The sequence below is a fragment of the Acinetobacter sp. VT 511 genome (genome assembly GCF_001077515.1).
Classification (GTDB): Bacteria; Pseudomonadota; Gammaproteobacteria; order Pseudomonadales; family Moraxellaceae; genus Acinetobacter; species Acinetobacter schindleri.
Map to the genome: position 1 here is coordinate 74,873 of NZ_LFRE01000089.1, position 19,239 is coordinate 94,111.

The following is a 19,239-nucleotide window of genomic DNA, read 5'->3' on the forward strand; positions in this document are numbered from 1 at the left end:
CATAAGGCTTTTAGTGAATTCTTTTTCAATAACAAAGTTGCACCTCAATGAAATGCTACTTTATGGCAGGATTATCAGGGATAATAGCCTATCCGCCATTTGCTTGAGTGCTTGACTATGTATGACGATTATGATGATTTTGAAGATGATCAACCAGTCAGACGGATTAAATCGAATATCAAGCAACAGACTTTAGGCAAACGTATCCTTGAAGATGCGCAAAGCTATTTAGATCAGGTTTCGCAAGGTGAACACACCTTCTTAGTTAATCATTTGCGTGAACTCGCACAGCAGGATGAGTATTTTAATGTGTGGGCAGATCAGCTTGATCAACCTGTCGGTTCAAAAGTGGCCAATGATGCCTTAAACCTGATGCATTTTTGGCAACAGATCCATCGTCATGAAGATGTTAAAGCCTTTAACCTACTCGATGTCATCAATAGTGAAGACTTCCAAAAAGACGTACTGACTGCTTTTGATGCGATGCAAATAGATGAAGCCCATAAAGCCTTACGCCGTCCCGTGATTGTTGAAGCCTTTAAAATGTATAAATTGGGCTGTTATGCAGGTTGTGTACCTTTGCTCTATGCACAGCTTGAAGGTTTACTCACCGACGTCTTAATCCAACAAGGTTTTTTAAAGCAAAACGGCACCAAGTTTGTCGATGTCTATAAAATCGTTCCCGGTTTAAAGGGCAATGAAATTAAGAGTCTATGGCATAAATCTAAAATCGCTGCAGAACTGAATCCATACTTTGCAGAACTGGCTGCTTATAAAATGGATTCTAGTTCGAACGTCACTTCAACACGCCACAACATTTTGCATGGTACAGATGTGGCACATTTCACTCAAGCGCGCAGTTTTATCCTGTTCATCTGGTTGTTCTCGGTAGTAAGTTTTATGAGTACCGTGCGTGCTTAAACTAAGGTCGTTTGATACCTTTAGTTTTATTCATTCTATAAACGTTTAATGTAGATCGATCATAAGCATCCTTTAGCTTGAAAAATCAAGCTATGACAGTATTTGAGTAGGCAGGCTAAAGGAAATACGATGTCATGATGACAGTAAAATACTAACCGATGGTGCAAGAAATAAGATAAATAGAATCTTCAAAATACAGAGCACAATCTCGTCCAGGGTAGTGATGAAAATTTAAGATCGTAAGGTTTGTGCTATCTGATGCAATGATCAGCAACAACATGTACAGGCTTTGTTGCAGTTTGCTTAATTCACCCGATTCATTCTCTGCTTTATGCTAAATAATTGTCTGATAACTTATATGACTTACCTAAGGAGGGTACTCATGACTCAGAATAACCAGACAAGTACTTCTAAGCAGAACCAAGATAAACAGCAACATGCACGTGAAATGCATGATCAAATTGAGAAAGAGCAGAAGCAAAACGAGATCGACAAGCAGCACAAACAGGAACATCAGGAAGTACTAGAGGCTCAGAAGAACTGGTCGGATGATAAATCTGAAAAGCAAAGTGCTAAAGACTCAGATAGTGAGCAGTCAGATAAAAAAAATGAAACGACCAAGATGGATGACTTAAAAGCCAAGGCGATTGCTATTGGTGAAGAGCTATTGCAGAAAGGCGAAAAGATTCTGAATGAGCTAAAAAATGGCAAGTCTGAAGCCAAGCAGAATGATGATGCAGATGATTCCAAACAGGCTGCGCATAAATATGGAAAATCAGACCAGCAACATGGCAATGGTCAAGATCAGCAGGATCGTATGACGCATCTTAAAGATGAAGCCCTACATAAGTTTGATGATACCAAACAGAAGATTACTGAATTGGTGAATGAAGCTTCTGTCAAACTGGCTGAGCTGAAACAGATGGCCACCGATACGATGACTAAAATGAAAGAGAATTCATCTAAAGATCAAGACGCTAAAGATGACACCTCTAAGGAGAATACGTCTGATAAAAAAGAGGCTGCCAAAGATAAGGATTCAGAATCTGATGCAGACCAGTCTAAACAGGATCAAGGCAAAAACACCAAGAACCAGCAAGATAAGTCCGAACACAATAAAAATCATAAATAAGCTTTGATCGCACTGCCACTTCAACCATAACAGGGTTGAGGTGGCTGAATCTAATCAGACTCTTATTATAAAAATAATTATTCGCATACTAAAAACTACCTTATTTCTTATTCTCTTTCACTTTCCATTATTTCTATTCGCCACAAATTAATAAAACCAAGTAAAATGGTTGGAAATTGAAAATATCTCCCTCATCTTAATGGGCAGAATGCTTAACCTTAAGTGAAAAGCCCGTTAAACTAAGCTATTTAGATATCGATCTACATTTTTGGAGTAACCTATGTCGTGGCTTTCTTCGCTTAAATCGGTTTTTTCGCCTTCCAAGGAGGTGAACGAAGAAGCTGTGCAGAATGTACTGCAAAATTATATCTTGCCAAATTCTAACAATGCCTTGAAAGATCGGATTACTCAGGTCAATGTACAAGGTGAGATCTTACAGATCACGATTAATACCTATCCTGAAGAAAAAGAGCAGCTACAGCAGATTCATGATGAACTGGCTGACGCATTGGAAAAATGTGGCATCAAAGAACTCAATATGCATGTGATCCAGCAAAAAACGGGGCATAAAAAAGAGAGCGGGTGCGGGCATCATCATGCTGAAGGTGAAAGCTGCTCTAGCCAGCCGCAAACCACAGTAGCACCAAAATCGAATTTACCACCCGTGGTGGATGCATCTGCAAGCACTGATGCTGTAAAGCAGGCGAATGAAAATTATCAACCTCAACAAGAAGAAGCGCCTATTCAAAAAGCTGCCCCGCAACAGCGTGATGTGCCGAAGCATCCACGTATTCAAAATGTGATTCTGGTGTCTTCTGGTAAAGGTGGTGTGGGTAAATCAACCACAACAGTGAACCTGGCCTTGGCTTTACAAAAACTGGGTCTAAAAGTCGGTGTACTGGATGCGGATATTTATGGTCCAAGTATTCCAACAATGCTCGGTAATGCGGGTAAAACTCCGATGATTGAAGCTGAAAACTTTGTACCATTAGATGCCTATGGCCTGGCGGTGCTATCAATTGGTCATTTAACTGGTGATCACAATACACCAGTGGCATGGCGTGGTCCAAAGGCAACGGGTGCATTAATGCAATTGTTTAATCAGACACTTTGGCCAGATCTTGATGTCTTGATGATTGATATGCCGCCAGGTACAGGGGATATCCAGTTGACTCTAGCGCAGCGTATCCCAGTCACTGGCGCAGTGATTGTGACAACGCCACAAAATGTGGCATTACTGGACGCTACCAAAGGAATTGAACTGTTTAACCGTGTACAGATTCCAGTCATGGGTGTGATTGAAAATATGTCGACTCATATCTGTTCAAATTGCGGCTATGAAGAACAGATTTTTGGTACGGGTGGTGGCGATAAATTGTCAGAACAGTACAATATTCCACTACTTGGCCGTCTGCCTTTAAATGCTGTAATCCGTGAAAATGCCGATGCCGGAACGCCGTCAGTGATCGCTGGAGATGAGGCTGCTGATAGCTATATGGCGATTGCCGAAAAGATTGCAGCCAAACTGCCAAAGGCTCAAAAAGATCAGTCTCGTATTTTCTAATAGAGATCATTGATTAAAACCTCAGTCCAGGCTGGGGTTTTTTATGTTAAAGCTGACAGTAAAATGAAAGTATTCGCTAGCAAGTAGGTCCAATAAAAGCAAGAAAATAAATTAAGACAATAAGTGGAAATAAACTGAGTGACTTTAAAAGATTTGAAGATGAAAAAATCAGAAATGTATTATTAGATAAATCATTTTAAAGATATAAAAATTTAATTTTTGCGTTAGTGTTTTCTATAGAATTTTCTCATGAATAAGTGGGAGTCAACTAAAATGACTCTATCGTATATCACTTAATCTTAGCATTTTTTTTCATATAAGTATTTGAATTTAATTTATAATTTAAATTATTCCAAAAAATTATAATTCTTCTTACAAATAAGATTTTGCAGGTAAAAATATTCTGATCTATGCTGCAAGCATTACAGCGAGGTCAACCCATGATTTCTTGGTTATTTATTGGTTTAGTAGTCACAATTTTACTGACTCCAGGCCCAACTAATACCTTATTGGCATCTTCCGGGATCCATGCAGGTTTTAGGAAATCATTTTATCTTATTCCTGCTGAAGCGTTAGGCTATCTGCTTGCGATCAGTTTTTGGGGAATCCTGATTGGCAAGATTTCAACCCATCTGCCAGCTTTACCGAATATCCTGAAATTATTTAGCGCCTGTTATATTCTCTATTTGGCAATCAGATTATGGCGTACAGCAGAAATTGCTGACAGTTTAAGTCAATTCACCATTCGTGCCAGAGAGTTATTTTTAGCAACTTTACTGAACCCTAAGGCCTTATTGTTTGCATCGGCAATTTTCCCCGTAATTGCATGGCAGAACAGTTATTACTATGTCGTACATATGCTGATGTTTATAGGACTATTAATTCCAATTGCAGTTTTATGGACATTCTTCGGTACTTTACTGGGTCGTAATAATAATCGTTGGCTCAACCAAAAAAATATGCAAAAGACCGCATCATTGGTACTGATGAGCTTTTCTGTACCGCTGAGTTATTCAGCGATTATGAGTCTGTAACTTCACTCAAAAAATCTTATTAAAATTTCAAAGTAGCATCAAGAAAGAACACTTATTTTCATTGAGGTGAATTTCAGTTAAAGTACGTCGCAATAACTGAAATTAAGATTTTTGGATTAGTACCAATGGCAATTAAGTCTGATCGCTGGATTCGCGAAATGAGCGAAAAGCATGGCATGATCGAACCCTATGCAGAGAACCAGGTTCGTTTTGATGAGAATGGTGAAAAACTCATTTCTTATGGTGTATCAAGCTATGGTTATGATGTTCGTTGTGCACGTGAATTCAAGGTATTTACCAATGTGCATTCTGCGATTGTAGACCCGAAACACTTCGACGAGAAAAGCTTTATCGACATCGAATCTGATGTATGTATTATCCCGCCTAACTCATTTGCGCTTGCACGTACTGTAGAATATTTCCGTATTCCACGTAATGTACTGACTGTTTGTCTGGGTAAATCTACCTATGCGCGTTGCGGTATTATTGTGAATGTGACCCCACTTGAACCAGAGTGGGAAGGTCATGTCACCCTTGAGTTCTCAAATACGACGAACCTTCCTGCACGTATCTATGCGGGTGAAGGGGTAGCACAGATGCTGTTCTTTGAATCTGATGAAGTTTGTGAAACTTCATACAAAGACCGCGGCGGTAAGTATCAGGGCCAGACTGGTGTAACTTTGCCAAAAGCATAATTAGTTTAAAGTATTGAATAAACGGGGCTTAAGGTCCCGTTTATTTTTTGAGTTTTCATTCATCGGAAACTTGGCTATTCAGTACTTTGCTTTTTGCATCTGAATGGAAAATGAGCATAATGGATGAGGATTACACATTAAAAAATACATTGCTGAAAGCTATGTAGCATAAAAATTAAATACTACAAAAAGTAAGCGATGGCTGGAAGCCAAAGAAGAAAGATGCGGAGCATCTGATAATAAAAGGACAGTGAAGATGATTTTGAACGGTAAACATTCCATCTTTAAAAAATCGTGTTTAGCAAGCATGGTGAGTTTGTTATGCATGCCTTCTACCTATGCTTTGCAGCAGTTATCGGATGAATCTTTAGCAGATACGACAGGGGAAGGGATCGCACTTACTCTAAATGATTTCAAAATGGTATTTCAGGCACCGAATGATGTATCGGCAGGCTCTAGTTATACCCGTGACATTGATAATCCTGGTCAAGCAGATACAGGTTTCATTCGCATTATTCCTACAGGGGAGAATTATATCCAATTAGGGCAGCGTGCCTATGATCAGGTTTATGCAGATACCTACAATAAAAGTGTATTACAGGGGAAAGCAGATCGTAATTATAATACGCTGTATAAAAGTACCTATGACACCACTTATAACTCACAATATTCTACATTATTAACAAGTTATAGCGCTAATATCGAGACTGATGCTGAGGCAAAAAGAGAAACTTTTTTATTAGAAACACGTGAAGCACTGCTCAAGACTCCTATTATGCAACAATACTATACACAACGTCTTGCAGATTATCGAAATGGGACTTGGGGATGGCATAATGGTTGGCTTTATCGGGATGGTACCGGATTAGCAACTGATGGTACAACAAAGCATTCCCAACGACCTGTTAGCGAAGATCCTACAGGCATTTTGGGTTACGACAAAGCCGCTCGAGATTTTGCACTCGGTAATACTTATGAAATGATTAATTTACTTTATGGTCCAGGTGCATTGACTGCTAATAGTGACCTTACCAATTCGACATTTTATAAAAGTCTAACTAACTTCGTCAGATCCGATCAAATTACTGCAACAGTTAATAGTCTGATTTCTAGTGAAATTACTCGAGAGCGTCTTGCTGCAGAGTTACGTGCAAAATATAATGCCACTCAGCTCGCTGAAGATGCTGCAGACGCAGCAACGCAACAAATCCTGGCATTAATTATTGCGGCTGCTGAAGCCAGCGCATTACAGGCGGCAGCAAATTCCCCGGTCAAATCCTTAAAGACCAAGGCGGATGTTTTTATCTACGGTCTGGCATTATCTAAAAGTGATGGCTCATTAAGTACACGCTATAGCAATGAAGGCTTTAACTGGGGTTCAGCTGAAAACCCTTGGTTATTCCGTGCAGGTACAGAGAGAGTTAAACAGTTTAAAAATGCAGATAAAAACATCGGTTATCTAGCACTAGAAGCACCATTGGCATTGATCCCTCAATATACGACTGCAGATGACAACAATATAAAACTAGGTTTCTGGACGGATATCTTTTCTAGAAGTCTGGATTCAAGCAACCAGATTGATCCAGCAACAGGTGCACCGACTTCAGGTTTAGAGTTAGATCAACGGCTACGTATGCAAGTGGTGGCCAATGGCTTAAGTCTAAATGGTTCGCAAGTCCGTTTATTCCAAACAGCTGAATCAAATGATGCAAACTATAATAAGACCCTAGGCTTAGCCGCATTATTACGTTTGAATACCAATGATAATCCAGCGACATTGAGTAAACTTGATTCAAATCTGGATGCACGTGGTATTCGTATTAGCTCAGCAGTTGAAAACGAAGATAACACGGTCGTTACACCTGCTATGGTGCGAGGTACACCAGCCCCAATTTTTGAAAAACAGGAAGGCTTGTATTTATATAGTCCTAATATCAATCTTGTCCTCGGTAATATGTATCAGCCTTTTGTAGTAGGTTCAGAAGGTAATAATATTATTTTGGAGGTTACCCGTATTCCAGATATTCCAGATATTTACAATAAAATCTACCAGAATTATAAGAGTAGTAATTTTAAACCAGGTGATACTGCCTATAACACACAATATGGTTTGACTGAATACTTAGGAACCAGCAGCCTAGAAGGTTCTACCTGTAATGTGTATACCTGTGGCACAGCAATTAAAGCCAATGATCGGGATACGGTCGCAAAATATCAAGGGCGGAATGCAACTCACAGTAGTATTTCAATTGGTACAGTAGATCGTCTGCCAGGCAACCTTTTAGATGCAAATAAAGGCGACAATGCGACGGGAATTATGTTCAAGAGCACCGCAGCAAATGGAACCGAGTTTAAAAACTTTGGTTCAGTAGCAATTGATGGGGTGCTAATTCAGCATCTAAAAATTAAAACGACAGGACTATAAAGGGAGTTAGCCATGTTAAAGAAAATGACCTTAGCGACCTTGATGTGTGTATCGTTATCTAGCTATGCCAATTTAGTGAATTTAAATCAACAAGAAATGAAAGAGGTAGTTGGACAAGGGGGGGCAGACCTAAGTTGGACCTTTTCTTTAAATCATCGATATGCTACTAACCCAAATCTTAAAAATATTCATGGAATTGAAAACGGCATTGCAACTGTATATTACGATTTTGATGCAAATTCATGTGGTACAGATAATCTGTTCTGTCGTTTGGCTATTTCACCTAATAATCATGTGGATGAGGATGGCAATAAGAAATGGCTGGTTTTTAAAGATATTCAGGGTACCTTGCAAATTGACCGTTTTTCTATAGATGGCGCTACTATCATTAATTATCGGAATATTCCCCAAGCTGCGATGCAAGTCACTTTTTATGATGAAAGTCCGCTTAAAATACGTAATCTTGGGTTTAGTACCTTAGCGGTTGAAACAGGGACTACAGACGAGGCAGATAATAAAGAAGAAGGTTATTTAAATGTCGATAAATATGACACATACGTAGAAAAAATTACCGATATCAACGGTAACATTACAACTGCAGAAAAAGCAGTTCCTCAATTTGATCTTGGACAAGAAAAAGGTTTTATGGGGCTCAATGTGCATGGCAATATGCATATGTCTGGAAAATTGAAAATCTTTAGCTATAACTGCTCAGGTGGGGCACAAAGCCGTTGCTAAAATCTTAAGTGAAGGATAAGGATATCAATATGAAAACAAAAAAAATGCAATTAAAACTCCTCACTGTATGTGTATTTTTGGCACAACAAACCTATGCTTTAGAGGCTATCCAAGATCAGGACTTAGGACAAGTTACAGGTCAAGACGGGCTTAGCCTTACCCACGAAGTTTCAAAAGTGTACATTGAACAAGCCAACTGGCTTGATCCTACCGGTGATCAGAATGTACAAAGAGGTTTGGGGCTGCATCAAGTAAATGTATTAGGTGTTAATAACAATCCTATAGTGAGCCAATTACATCTTGATGTAGGTGCAACAGAGGTCGGCACAGGGATCAGGCTGGCATTTAGTGTTGATCCATTTAATGCAGAGGCAAACTTAAATATTGTTGAAAAAAACTGTAGTGAAGCAACGTGTCATGCCATCAATCGGAATGTAGAAAATGTAAGTAGCTTGGGTAAGTTAGGTATACAAACCAACTCTCCAATAAAAATGCTTTTAGAAACACAAGCAGGGCTATTTAACAGTAAAGAGCTCGCTTATCTAGATTTTCAATTGCAAAATGCGAATATAAGTCATGCCTTAGGGAATAATAAAACCCTATTAAAAGACTTTAATTTTAACTTCTCTGGTTTTGGATATATGTCTGTAAACCAGCATGAAGGTATTGTCCTAAGTACATACAATACTGCAGAAAAACCGAGTATTAATAGTGAAACTAATATTGTGCATTTAGGACGTGTTGCTGATAAGACTGATGTGGCAGCGGGACGTTCTGGTGCTACTAATCCTGGTATAAATCTGGATTTGCGTTATGTAACCCAACAAGATGCAACTTCCAAAGCAGTAGTCAAAAATATTATGCGTATGGGCGCATCAGGTGATATAACCAACGCAAAAATATTTATGAATGGTAATCAGTCTAATATTACTAAATTCGGAGTCAATACCAATGGTCAGGCTTACAATGCTTTAACAGGTTATGAAAATATCACCAATACTGGTGGCTTGCATTTGGGTATATCCACTGATTTCACCAATGCGTCCAATAGCCAAAATGCACCAACAACATTAGAAATAGGTCATACAGGGAAAGGAAGTTACGCAATTGAGTTTTCTAATTTAAGGGCACTTACAAAGCAGCAAAATGCTTATATTGATTTTGGTGATATTTATGTCAATACGATTTCAGGTAAAAGCTTAGAGTTTCTGATAAATGAAAATTTAAAAAATACCTTAATGCAGAATGATCATATTCGTAAGCAAAATCTAAAGTCTACTGAAAATTATGCCTTTATAGCAGTACGTGGCATGGACTTTCAGTCAATCGCCAGTAAAGCGCGCTTTATTTCAGACAATTCGATTGCCGCTCTTACAGGCGATGGTGGTTCTTGGGGTATAGGTATTCCAGTCTATAACCTGAATGCTAATGTAGCTTTGACCGGTACAACTTATAATGGTAAACAGGGGATAGCTTACAATGTTCTTGCATCAACCGAGGGTTATGGTATTGATGCTAAAACGGGTTTGCCAAGTACCACCTCTATTCTTTTAATTGATGGTCAAAATGGCGTACATGGGGAAGCTGTGAATTATTATGCTGGTTTACGTAACATTGATGCGCTGATTCAAGCTGAAGGTGTGATTAGCTATGAAGATAGTGGACTATATATTCGTGCAGATGATTTATTAATTGCAGCACAAGCGGAATTAGCCATTGGCCAATTGCCTGGTTCAAAATATAACTGTACTTCAGGATCTGCGCTATGTGGTGCTGTAGTTGCTAACGATAGCTTCTCAAAACCTGATGATGTTTTGACTACGATTGCTTTAAAACTAGATGGTTCAGGTGAACTACGCATTATTCCAGGAGTAGATCCGACTCCTGCTGATCCTGATAGTAACTTCCTTGGATTGAAAGGTAATTTCAAATTTAAAGATTTAACTGCTGCGCAACGTGATGATGAAGATTATGTAGGTAGTTATTTTAGTTTAATCAACAAAGATATTGGTGAAAATGGTCAGGTTGTACAAAGTTCAGCATTAACTTTGAACAGTCTGGAAGGAAATTTAGGTTTTAATACAAAAGTTAAATTAAGTGCAGATACAGTGACCTTGGATAGTCAGATTGACTTGAATCATACTAAGGATCTGGCAACCCCATTTAGAACCAATTTCGCAATGACCACTAATAATACTATGCAGAATATGGCATCAATTGCGTTAACAGGTGGAACGATGCGTAGTACTTTAGGAATAACGCCACGTTAAAATGGCCATCTTCTTACAGAAGTGTGCTGTGTCACATAATGGTAAGTAAAATAAATAATGAAATTTTAATGAATTCTTGTTCTAAATTAAGAAACTGATACTTCATGGGATTATAAGATGAAAAAAATAATAATGAGCAGTCTTGCATTTGCAATACTAGCAACATCACAGCAAGGGATTGCTCTAACTGCTTTAGCGGATCAGGAACTAGCAGCAGTAGAAGGCCAGGCTCTTTTAAATATGCAGACTAATTATGATTCAGGGCAAGGTATTAAGTTTCATAAACTAGGCCTAGAAGCATTAATGGAACTTAATGTTAATATTAAAAGTCTGCAATTGGGCTGTGGTGGGATGAATGGTGCAAATGCCTGTGATATTGATATTTCCAATATATCATTAAGTGGTCCAGCAACGGGGCAAAAGACCGATGGCTCTCCAAGTTTTACGGGTGAGCGTGCTGCAACCAGCGCTCAAATTACCAATCCATTTATTGAGTTTGCAATCAGTGGTAATCAAACAGCTACACGTGAAGTTGTGGGTTTTCGTCTAGGTGCAGAAGAAATTTTAGGCTTACTGACCTTGGGTACGGACAATATTCCAGATCCAAAAGACGGAATTAAAAGCTTCAGTGGTTATATGAAAATGGCTCAAACTAAAGGTCACTCCTATACTAAGGCTGCAACCTTTGGTAATGCATCAGATCAGAAAATTAGTGGGACATTAACCGCTTTAGGACAAGACCGTACTTATACCAGTAAACCTGGTGCTGAAGGTCATACTGGAATTACTGTACCTTCGATGCGGGCAGATTTTGTGATGCCAGAAACAGTCGTAACCGGTAAACGTCTTAACTCAGCAGTCGTTTCTGGTATTCGTTCTACCTTAACATCTATTCCACTTGCTGCATCAGAGAGTGGTTCTTATGGGCCTGACGTAAATGGTACACCAGACTTTTCTAAAGACCAGCTATATGTCACGTTTCCTGCTCTAATTTCATTAGGGAGTATTGAGGTCGGAGATCACTCATTCTTTAAAATGGCAAAAGGATCAACCTTAGAAAACTTGAATATGGATATTACCTTTGTTCAAGCCTTAAATATGATTCATAACATTCCATTATCCGGTACAGGTGGATATCTGTCTTTACAAAGCCGTGATGTGCAGTGGTTGGGCGCTGACGATAAAGATATAGCAAAAGCCGGGTGGTGGATGTCGTTTAAAGATCCCATTGACTTGGGATACTTAGAAACAAAAGATTTGGTAGATGTGTCTGCTGTATTGCCACAAGTTGCTAAAGCACTGACTACTGAACTGATGGCAAGTTATCATAATGTAGATGTATCAGTGATTGAAGCGCTGGGTTCTTTGGCAGACACCCCAATTGAACGAAAAATGAATATCAATGTTGGCGCTTATACAGGATATTATACTGGACAGCCTGCGCGATTGAACCTACAAAATCAGGTCTTGCAGAACCAGTCGGTTACATCTAACTGTTTCGGTGGGCATAAGTTCTGCTAATTTCAAATATAAAAGAAATCCCGCATTTCGCGGGATTTTTTACTTCAAAGACAAATTATTTCGCAATTTTAGCCAATAACTCTTCTTTAGAAAGGTTGACTGACTCTGCATCACGGCGACCTTTGTATTCAAAAGTGCCTGCATCTAGACCTTTTTCACCAATCACGATACGGTGTGGAATACCAGTTAGCTCAAGGTCAGAGAATTTTACCCCTGGACGTTCATTACGATCATCCAGTAGTACGTCATAACCTGCAGCTTGAAGCTCTGCATAAAGCGCTTCAGCAGCTTCTAAAGTACGCGGTGATTTGTGCGCATTCATCGGCACAATGGCAACTTCAAATGGTGCAATTGCAGCTGGCCAGATGATGCCTTTCTCATCATAGTTTTGCTCAATTGCAGACGCAACCACACGAGTCACACCGATACCGTAACAACCCATCGTTACAGTAAATGGCTTACCATCTTCACCAAGGACTTTACAGCCTAACGCTTCTGAGTATTTTTTGCCTAACTGGAAGATATGACCGACTTCGATACCACGCTTGATTTGAAGGGTGCCTTTACCATCTGGAGATGGATCACCTTCAACTACATTACGCAGGTCATAAACTTCAGTAAATTGTGCATCACGATCCCAGTTTACACCAGTCGCATGCTTGTCAGCTTCGTTTGCACCCGCAACGAAGTCAGACAGTATAGAAGCAGCCCGGTCAGCAATTACTGTAATCCCTTTTTCTACCAGACCTTGTGGACCTACAAAACCTGCCGTTAAGCCAAGTTCAGCAAGTTGAGCTTCAGTTGCAAACGCTAAAGGAGCAGCAATTTGTGGATGCTTTTCAGCTTTAATTTCATTCAGTTCGTGGTCGCCACGAAGGAACAAAGCAACAACTGGAGCAGGCTGATCCGCTTCTTTTGCAACGCCTTGAACGAGGAGAGCTTTCACTGAATGTGCAGGATCAGTACCCAGGAAGTGAGATACATCAGCAATGGTTTTTTGATTTGGCGTGTCAACAACTTTTAATTCTTGAGCAGGTGCAGCGCGTTCACCAACCAGAACTGCTTCAGCCATTTCGATGTTGGCTGCATAATCCGATTCAGTCGAGAATGCGATATCATCTTCGCCGCTTGAAGCCAGGACGTGGAATTCGTGAGAACCTGAACCACCGATTGAACCGGTATCCGCCTGTACTGGACGGAAATTTAAACCTAAACGAGTAAAGATTTTGCAGTACGCATCATACATCTTGTCGTAAGTTTCTTGTAGTGATTCCTGGTCTGCGTGAAAAGAATATGCATCTTTCATGATGAATTCACGTGAACGCATTACACCAAAACGTGGACGAATTTCGTCCCGGAATTTAGTCTGTACTTGATAGAAATTGGCAGGCAATTGCTTATAGCTTTTTAACTCATTGCGCGCAAGATCAGTAATGACTTCTTCGTGTGTAGGACCAAGTACGAAATCATTGGTATGACGGTCTTTGAAACGAAGCAGTTCAGGACCATATTGAACATAACGGCCAGATTCTTCCCAAAGTGAAGCAGGCTGAGTTACCGGCATCAACACCTGTAATGAACCAGCACGATCCATTTCTTCGCGAACGATCGCTTCAACTTTATTTAATACGCGAACGCCCATCGGCAGCCAGGTATATAAACCTGAAGCCAACTTACGAATCATACCGGCACGAAGCATTAGCTGATGTGAAATAACTTCAGCATCGTTCGGGGTTTCTCTCAACGTTGCAAATAAAAAGCGACTCGCGCGCATGGAAACTGTCCTAAAAAATTAAGCGTTAAAGCAGAGATTATACAATAAAAAATGAGGTGAACATTTCAGAATGTCACCCCACTGTTATGCAATAAATTATGACATGATTTTACGTGTATGGCGCAGCATAAAATTTTTAAAGTCATCTAAATAAGTAAAGATGACTGGAATAACGACTAAGGTCAGTAGGGTAGAGGTGATCACCCCACCAATCACCGCATGTGCCATAGGTGCACTCTGTTCACCACCTTCACCGAGTCCAAGTGCCAAAGGAACCATACCCATGACCATAGCACTCGTTGTCATCAGGATTGGACGTAAACGGGTTTTACCGGAAGCGATAATGGCTTCATAGCGATCTTCACCACGGTCCATGGCTTTCTTGATGAAGTCAATCAGCAGGATAGCATTTTTGGTCACTAGACCCATTAACATAATGATCCCGATGATCGAGAACAGGTTCATGGTCGAGTTAAACAGGAACAGGGCTAGGAATACACCAATCAAGGACAAGGGCAACGAAGCCATGATCGCAGCTGGGTGAATAAAGCTGTTGAACTGTGAACCGAGTACAATATAAATGAACACGATCGATAGAGTTATCGCTGTCAGGGCATAACCTGCAGATTCAGCCATATCCGCATTCGAACCTTGGGTATCAAAACTATAGCCGGGTGGTAAGTCAAAATCAGCCTGTACCTTGCTAATGTCCGTACCGATATCACCTGCAGGACGACCAGCTGTATTGGCTTCTACCAGTACTTCACGCGCCAGATCACGGCGGTTAATCTGAGATGCTCCAAGTTTTTCCTCAAATTTTGTCACACTTGAGAGGGGAACCATGATTGGTTGACCATTCGCATCGGCCTTATTTGATGTGAGATACATATTTTGTAAGTCACTTGGTAGAGTACGTTTATCTTCAGTCAGGCGTAGATTCACGTCATAGGTTTCACCTTTCTCATCTTGCCAAGAGGTGACATCATCACCAGCAATTAATGGACGTATGACATTGGCAATCTGATTGACTGAAAGACCAAGATCACTTGCCAGTACACGATTGACCTGTACACTCAGAGTAGGCTTGGGTTCTTTTAATGAACTCTCAAGGTCAACCACACCCTCTACTTTGCTAATCTCTGCCATAAAGCGGTCAGAAATTTTTTGTAATTCATCCAGATCTGGCCCTTTAATAGAGATCATAATCGGCTTTTGCCCACCAGAAACAGTTTCATCTGCAGAGGCGACTGAAGTAATGGTAATCCCACCTACAGACTGCAAGCGCTCACGGAATTCATTGTTAAGGTCGTTCAGGGTTTTTTCACGTTCAGTACGTGGTGTCACGGTAACGCGCAGACTGATATGGTTTTTGCCCCGATCGGTAACTCCATTAATAACGCCATAAGTCGCACGTACATCCGGATGTTTACGGATGATCTGATCAACCTGCTGGAGTTTGGCCTGAGAATACTCCAGAGATGAATCCACTGGAGTTTCGAATTTAATCCGGATTTCACCTTTGTCTGGTACAGGTACAAATTCGGTACCAATCAATTTGGAAAGTCCGAGAGCGCCAAATAGAGAGGCAACTGCAATCAGAATCGTGATCAATCTAAAACGCAGTGCCAGTTTGAGTAATTTCTCGTAGACATCGCTTAAGCCATCGAGCTTATTGGAAATCCAGGTAAAAAACCGTTTTACCGCATTAGGTTTTTTATTTGGATCCTTTTTACGCTCTGCCCAATGCGCAGACAGCATTGGATCCAGGGTAAAGCTGACAAACATAGAAATCAGCACAGCGGTACTCACCGCGACGCCAAACTGGAAGAAGAAACGGCCAATAATACCGCCCATAAATGCAACGGGTAAAAAGACTGCGACAATGGTCAGAGTCGTAGCGAGAACAGCCAGACCAATTTCTTTGGTGCCATCCAGAGCGGCAGTGACATGGTCTTTGCCCATATCACTGTGACGTACAATATTTTCCCGGACCACAATGGCATCATCAATCAACAGACCAATACTGAGCGAAAGTGCCAGCAGCGTCATCATATTGATGGTGAAACCAAAGGCCCAGATAAAGGTTAAGGTACCAAGCAGGGCAATCGGTAAAGTAAGGCCAGTAATGACAGTAGAACGGAAAGAACCTAAAAATAGCAATACGATCAGTACTGCAAGCACAGCCCCTTCAATGATGGTTCGTGCCACATCGCCAATCGTTCCACGAATGCTTTTGGAGGAATCAACCACCACTTGCAAAGTAGTACCTTGCGGGAGCTGGGCTTTAATGCTTTCTAAAGTTTTATAAGTTTCATCGACAACTTCAATAACATTAGAGTCAGAACTACGCAGAATATCGATAGCCACTGCTGCCTTGCCATCCAGGAAAGCACCTGTTTCCAGTTCGGCCTGACTATCCTCAATCTTGGCAACCTGTTTCAGGAAAATAGGCGCACCATTTTTATTGGCAATGACCAGGTCCCCAAAGGCTTGTGGATGCAGCACTTTAGAATTGATTTCAATCACCAGCTCAGAATTGCCAGATTTCAGCGTACCACCAGGAACTTCAACATTTTCAGATTTCAGTGTGTTAATGACACTGTCTACCCCAATCCCAAAGGCTTGTAATTTTTGTGGTTCAACCTGAATACGGATCTGACGCTGGGCATCACCGAGCAGGTTGACTGTACCCACACCGGGAACAGTACGTAGCTGCGGCACAATACGTTGATCAAGATAAGAACTTAATGATTTGAGATCCATTTTGTCGGATTCAAATACAATCGACATGACTGCATTGGCAGATGGGTCATAACGCTCAACCACGGGTTCCTGAATTTCATCACGAAAATCAGCAGTAACAGACGCAATTTTATCTCGCACATCCTGTGCAGCAGTGGTTGATGGTACATCCAGGTTAAATTCTGCCGTAATCATCGACAGGCCTTCACTGGATTGTGAAATCACCTGTTTAAGGCCAGAAATGGTATTGATCTGGTCTTCCAGTTTTTTGGTGATCTCAGATTCAACCGTTTCAGGAGAAGCACCCGGATAGTTGGTATAGACCACCACGAAAGGAAAATCCACATCTGGAAACTCTTCCACACCCATACGTTGCCAAGAAGCGAGGCCCAGTACCATCAGACAGAACATCATCATGATGGTAAATACAGGAAACTTCACACTAATACGCGTCAACCACATCTTGATAATCCTTTTATGATTTTAGTTCTGGCCAAGGGTGACGGTTTTATTAATATCGGCATCCGTGAAGCTGATTCGGCTGACCCGATCACTACTTTCAAGTCCGCGAACGACGGCAAGATTATCGTTATAACGTTGTTCTAGTACATCCACATTCACTTTGATGATCTTATTCTGGCGAACAGCCCAAACATAAGGCTTGTTCTGAATATCCCGGATAGTATCCAGAGGAATCAACTGTCCTGAAATCTGGCGAGCACTGAGAATCTCGCCATCCACAAAGGAGCCGATACTTAAAGAAGTAATGGTTTCATTTGGACGAGCAAAGAATTCAATCTGACGACTGGCCTGATCTGCAATAGGAGAGATCCGACTGATACTGGCAGTAAGCAGGTTTGGATTGCCCTGAATACGGTATTCAATTTTATTGCCAGTTTTCAGGTCAGCCTGCATGTCGCTCGGCACTTTAGCCTGAATTTCCAGTTGATCTGGATCGACAATTTCAAAAATGGTTTGACCGGGAGCGACAGTCTGACCTGGCTCAACCTGACGTTGGGTAATTACCCCACTAATCGGGCTGCTAATGATGCCATCCCGATCTGCCTTTTGTGCAATATCGACATTGGCCTGTTGTGCACGAACATTTTCTAATTGTGTTTGATAGTCGACACGGCTTTGTTCATATTCAGCTTTGGAAATAAAACCTTGATTGAGTAGGCGCTGCTTACGTTCCATCATGAGGCGTGCCTGATTCGCCTGTGCTTGAGCCGATGCACGATTGGCCTGGGCCTGTGCAAGACGCGCAGTATTGTCTTGATTATTCAGGCGAACCAGCACCTGACCTTTCTGAACGCGTTGCCCGACTTGAGCATTGACACTGGTCGCTGTAGCGGTCACCTGAGCCTGAATGCTACTTTGATTTACCGCACGGATAGTCCCGGTAAATGCTGTTTTTTGCACAGCATTGCCTGTCTTTACCTCAATCAGATCTTGAGCAATCAGTTCTACAGTGTTTTGATTTTTTGATGGCGTTGAATCAGCTGTTTCTTGTTTATTACATGCAGTTAGGAGCAGACTCATACAGAGCAGACTCATGACAAAAGTAGAGCGACTGGTATTATTTTTCGAAAAATAAGTATGCTGTGCAGGGTGCATAGGAGTCCTTTTTATAGCGCTGACCACAGAAGCAGCATCAGGAATAAAAGATTATTCAAGCGCTTTTAAACGCTGGATAATTCTGTCGTATTCTGCTTCCTGATTTCGATAGCGGCTTTGTAAAGATTGAATATTTTCTTTTTGTGCAGTCAGGTTTTTTTCATTGGTAACTAAGGTTTTTTTAAGGTGCTCAGGTACATTTTTACCTTTACGCAGAAATTCACGTTCCTGACGTACGAACATAATCCGATCTTTTTGTAGCTGCTTAAGTTGCTCTTGTTGGAAAGCCATTTGCTTTTTCAACTGAGAGAGTACTTCATTCTTTTTTTGTAATGCAATCTGACTATTATTATAGGCACGTTTTAACTTCTGGTCTTCTGCCTGTTGTCTGGCAAGTGCTGCGCGTTGAGGTGCCTGACGAATATCTGCTTCAACATTATAAGGTTTGGCACGCTGAATCACCTGCATATTCTGATCTAGTGCTTCATAGCCATAACGAATATGGTTAGGGGTCACGTTGCTGCTAATATTTGCTACCCCCTTATGATCATAATAACGATACCATTTTGCCTTTTGAGGCACGTTATTTGTTGCGGATGCATGGCTAATAGTCAACATGGTTTGCAGCATAAGTACCATTAAAACAGCAGTCTGCCTGATTATGGATTTTCTTTGACCCATATAAGCAGGTTTTTCCCCAAACTGGCGCATTATCGGCTCCGCGAAAAAAGTTTACTAATAAAGTTCTTTTAAAGTTGACTAAATTACTTAATTAGAAGTAATAATATTGGTATATTATTCCTAAT

General features: G+C 40.7%; 13 protein-coding genes. 9 read left to right on the forward strand and 4 right to left on the reverse strand.

Annotated features, from left to right (window positions below; genetic code table 11):
• Positions 1-117 precede the first annotated feature (117 nt).
• The 9 genes from ACS72_RS13120 (at position 118) to ACS72_RS13160 (ending at position 12,300) form a co-directional block, all read left to right on the forward strand.
• Complete coding sequence (locus ACS72_RS13120) at positions 118-921, forward strand: hypothetical protein (protein ID WP_048882357.1); 804 nt, start codon at positions 118-120, stop codon at positions 919-921.
• Between the two features lie 382 nt (positions 922-1,303).
• Entirely contained in the window at positions 1,304-2,053 is a 750-nt protein-coding gene (locus ACS72_RS13125) for a hypothetical protein (protein WP_048882358.1), read from the forward strand.
• A gap of 280 nt (positions 2,054-2,333) precedes the next feature.
• Positions 2,334-3,617 carry an iron-sulfur cluster carrier protein ApbC gene (gene apbC, locus ACS72_RS13130; RefSeq protein WP_048882359.1) on the forward strand — a complete coding sequence of 428 codons (1,284 nt, stop codon included), beginning with the start codon at positions 2,334-2,336 and terminating at the stop codon, positions 3,615-3,617.
• Positions 3,618-4,057: 440 nt separating this feature from the next.
• A complete protein-coding gene (locus ACS72_RS13135) occupies positions 4,058-4,651 on the forward strand; it encodes a LysE family translocator (protein ID WP_045796330.1) in 594 nt (197 codons plus the stop codon).
• A 125-nt stretch (positions 4,652-4,776) separates the two neighbouring features.
• On the forward strand, positions 4,777-5,346 hold the full coding sequence (gene dcd / locus ACS72_RS13140) for a dCTP deaminase (protein WP_004814752.1): 570 nt from the start codon (positions 4,777-4,779) through the stop codon (positions 5,344-5,346).
• A gap of 256 nt (positions 5,347-5,602) precedes the next feature.
• The gene (locus ACS72_RS13145) at positions 5,603-7,771 is read left to right on the forward strand and encodes a hypothetical protein (RefSeq protein WP_048882360.1); all 2,169 of its coding nucleotides are present in this window, start codon (positions 5,603-5,605) and stop codon (positions 7,769-7,771) included.
• A 12-nt stretch (positions 7,772-7,783) separates the two neighbouring features.
• Positions 7,784-8,509, forward strand: a complete 726-nt coding sequence (locus tag ACS72_RS13150) for a hypothetical protein (RefSeq protein ID WP_005223035.1) — start codon at positions 7,784-7,786, stop codon at positions 8,507-8,509.
• A 29-nt stretch (positions 8,510-8,538) separates the two neighbouring features.
• Positions 8,539-10,779: a DUF6160 family protein gene (locus tag ACS72_RS13155; RefSeq protein ID WP_048882361.1), complete on the forward strand. Its 2,241-nt coding sequence runs from the start codon at positions 8,539-8,541 to the stop codon at positions 10,777-10,779.
• A 117-nt stretch (positions 10,780-10,896) separates the two neighbouring features.
• Positions 10,897-12,300: a hypothetical protein gene (locus ACS72_RS13160; RefSeq protein WP_048882362.1), complete on the forward strand. Its 1,404-nt coding sequence runs from the start codon at positions 10,897-10,899 to the stop codon at positions 12,298-12,300.
• 55 nt (positions 12,301-12,355) lie between these two features.
• Here ACS72_RS13160 and ACS72_RS13165 read toward each other — a convergent pair whose 3' ends face one another.
• The 4 genes from ACS72_RS13165 to ACS72_RS13180 all read right to left on the reverse strand — a co-directional run bounded on the left by ACS72_RS13165 (position 12,356) and on the right by ACS72_RS13180 (position 19,144).
• Positions 12,356-14,074: a proline--tRNA ligase gene (locus ACS72_RS13165; RefSeq protein ID WP_048882363.1), complete on the reverse strand. Its 1,719-nt coding sequence runs from the start codon at positions 14,072-14,074 to the stop codon at positions 12,356-12,358.
• A gap of 96 nt (positions 14,075-14,170) precedes the next feature.
• Positions 14,171-17,278, reverse strand: a complete 3,108-nt coding sequence (locus ACS72_RS13170; RefSeq protein WP_048882364.1) for an efflux RND transporter permease subunit — start codon at positions 17,276-17,278, stop codon at positions 14,171-14,173.
• 21 nt (positions 17,279-17,299) lie between these two features.
• Positions 17,300-18,433, reverse strand: coding sequence for an efflux RND transporter periplasmic adaptor subunit (locus ACS72_RS13175; protein ID WP_048882365.1), 1,134 nt, complete (start codon positions 18,431-18,433; stop codon positions 17,300-17,302).
• 51 nt (positions 18,434-18,484) lie between these two features.
• Positions 18,485-19,144: a hypothetical protein gene (locus tag ACS72_RS13180; protein ID WP_048882366.1), complete on the reverse strand. Its 660-nt coding sequence runs from the start codon at positions 19,142-19,144 to the stop codon at positions 18,485-18,487.
• Positions 19,145-19,239 lie beyond the last annotated feature (95 nt).

Coding starts and splice junctions, on each gene's coding strand:
- ACS72_RS13170 (WP_048882364.1), bottom strand. CDS start 17,278: ATGTGGTTGACGCGTATTAGTGTGAAGTTTCCTGTATTTACCATCATG.
- ACS72_RS13135 (WP_045796330.1), top strand. CDS start 4,058: ATGATTTCTTGGTTATTTATTGGTTTAGTAGTCACAATTTTACTGACT.
- dcd (WP_004814752.1), top strand. CDS start 4,777: ATGGCAATTAAGTCTGATCGCTGGATTCGCGAAATGAGCGAAAAGCAT.
- ACS72_RS13155 (WP_048882361.1), top strand. CDS start 8,539: ATGAAAACAAAAAAAATGCAATTAAAACTCCTCACTGTATGTGTATTT.
- apbC (WP_048882359.1), top strand. CDS start 2,334: ATGTCGTGGCTTTCTTCGCTTAAATCGGTTTTTTCGCCTTCCAAGGAG.
- ACS72_RS13125 (WP_048882358.1), top strand. CDS start 1,304: ATGACTCAGAATAACCAGACAAGTACTTCTAAGCAGAACCAAGATAAA.
- ACS72_RS13180 (WP_048882366.1), bottom strand. CDS start 19,144: ATGCGCCAGTTTGGGGAAAAACCTGCTTATATGGGTCAAAGAAAATCC.
- ACS72_RS13145 (WP_048882360.1), top strand. CDS start 5,603: ATGATTTTGAACGGTAAACATTCCATCTTTAAAAAATCGTGTTTAGCA.
- ACS72_RS13120 (WP_048882357.1), top strand. CDS start 118: ATGTATGACGATTATGATGATTTTGAAGATGATCAACCAGTCAGACGG.
- ACS72_RS13160 (WP_048882362.1), top strand. CDS start 10,897: ATGAAAAAAATAATAATGAGCAGTCTTGCATTTGCAATACTAGCAACA.
- ACS72_RS13165 (WP_048882363.1), bottom strand. CDS start 14,074: ATGCGCGCGAGTCGCTTTTTATTTGCAACGTTGAGAGAAACCCCGAAC.
- ACS72_RS13175 (WP_048882365.1), bottom strand. CDS start 18,433: ATGCACCCTGCACAGCATACTTATTTTTCGAAAAATAATACCAGTCGC.
- ACS72_RS13150 (WP_005223035.1), top strand. CDS start 7,784: ATGTTAAAGAAAATGACCTTAGCGACCTTGATGTGTGTATCGTTATCT.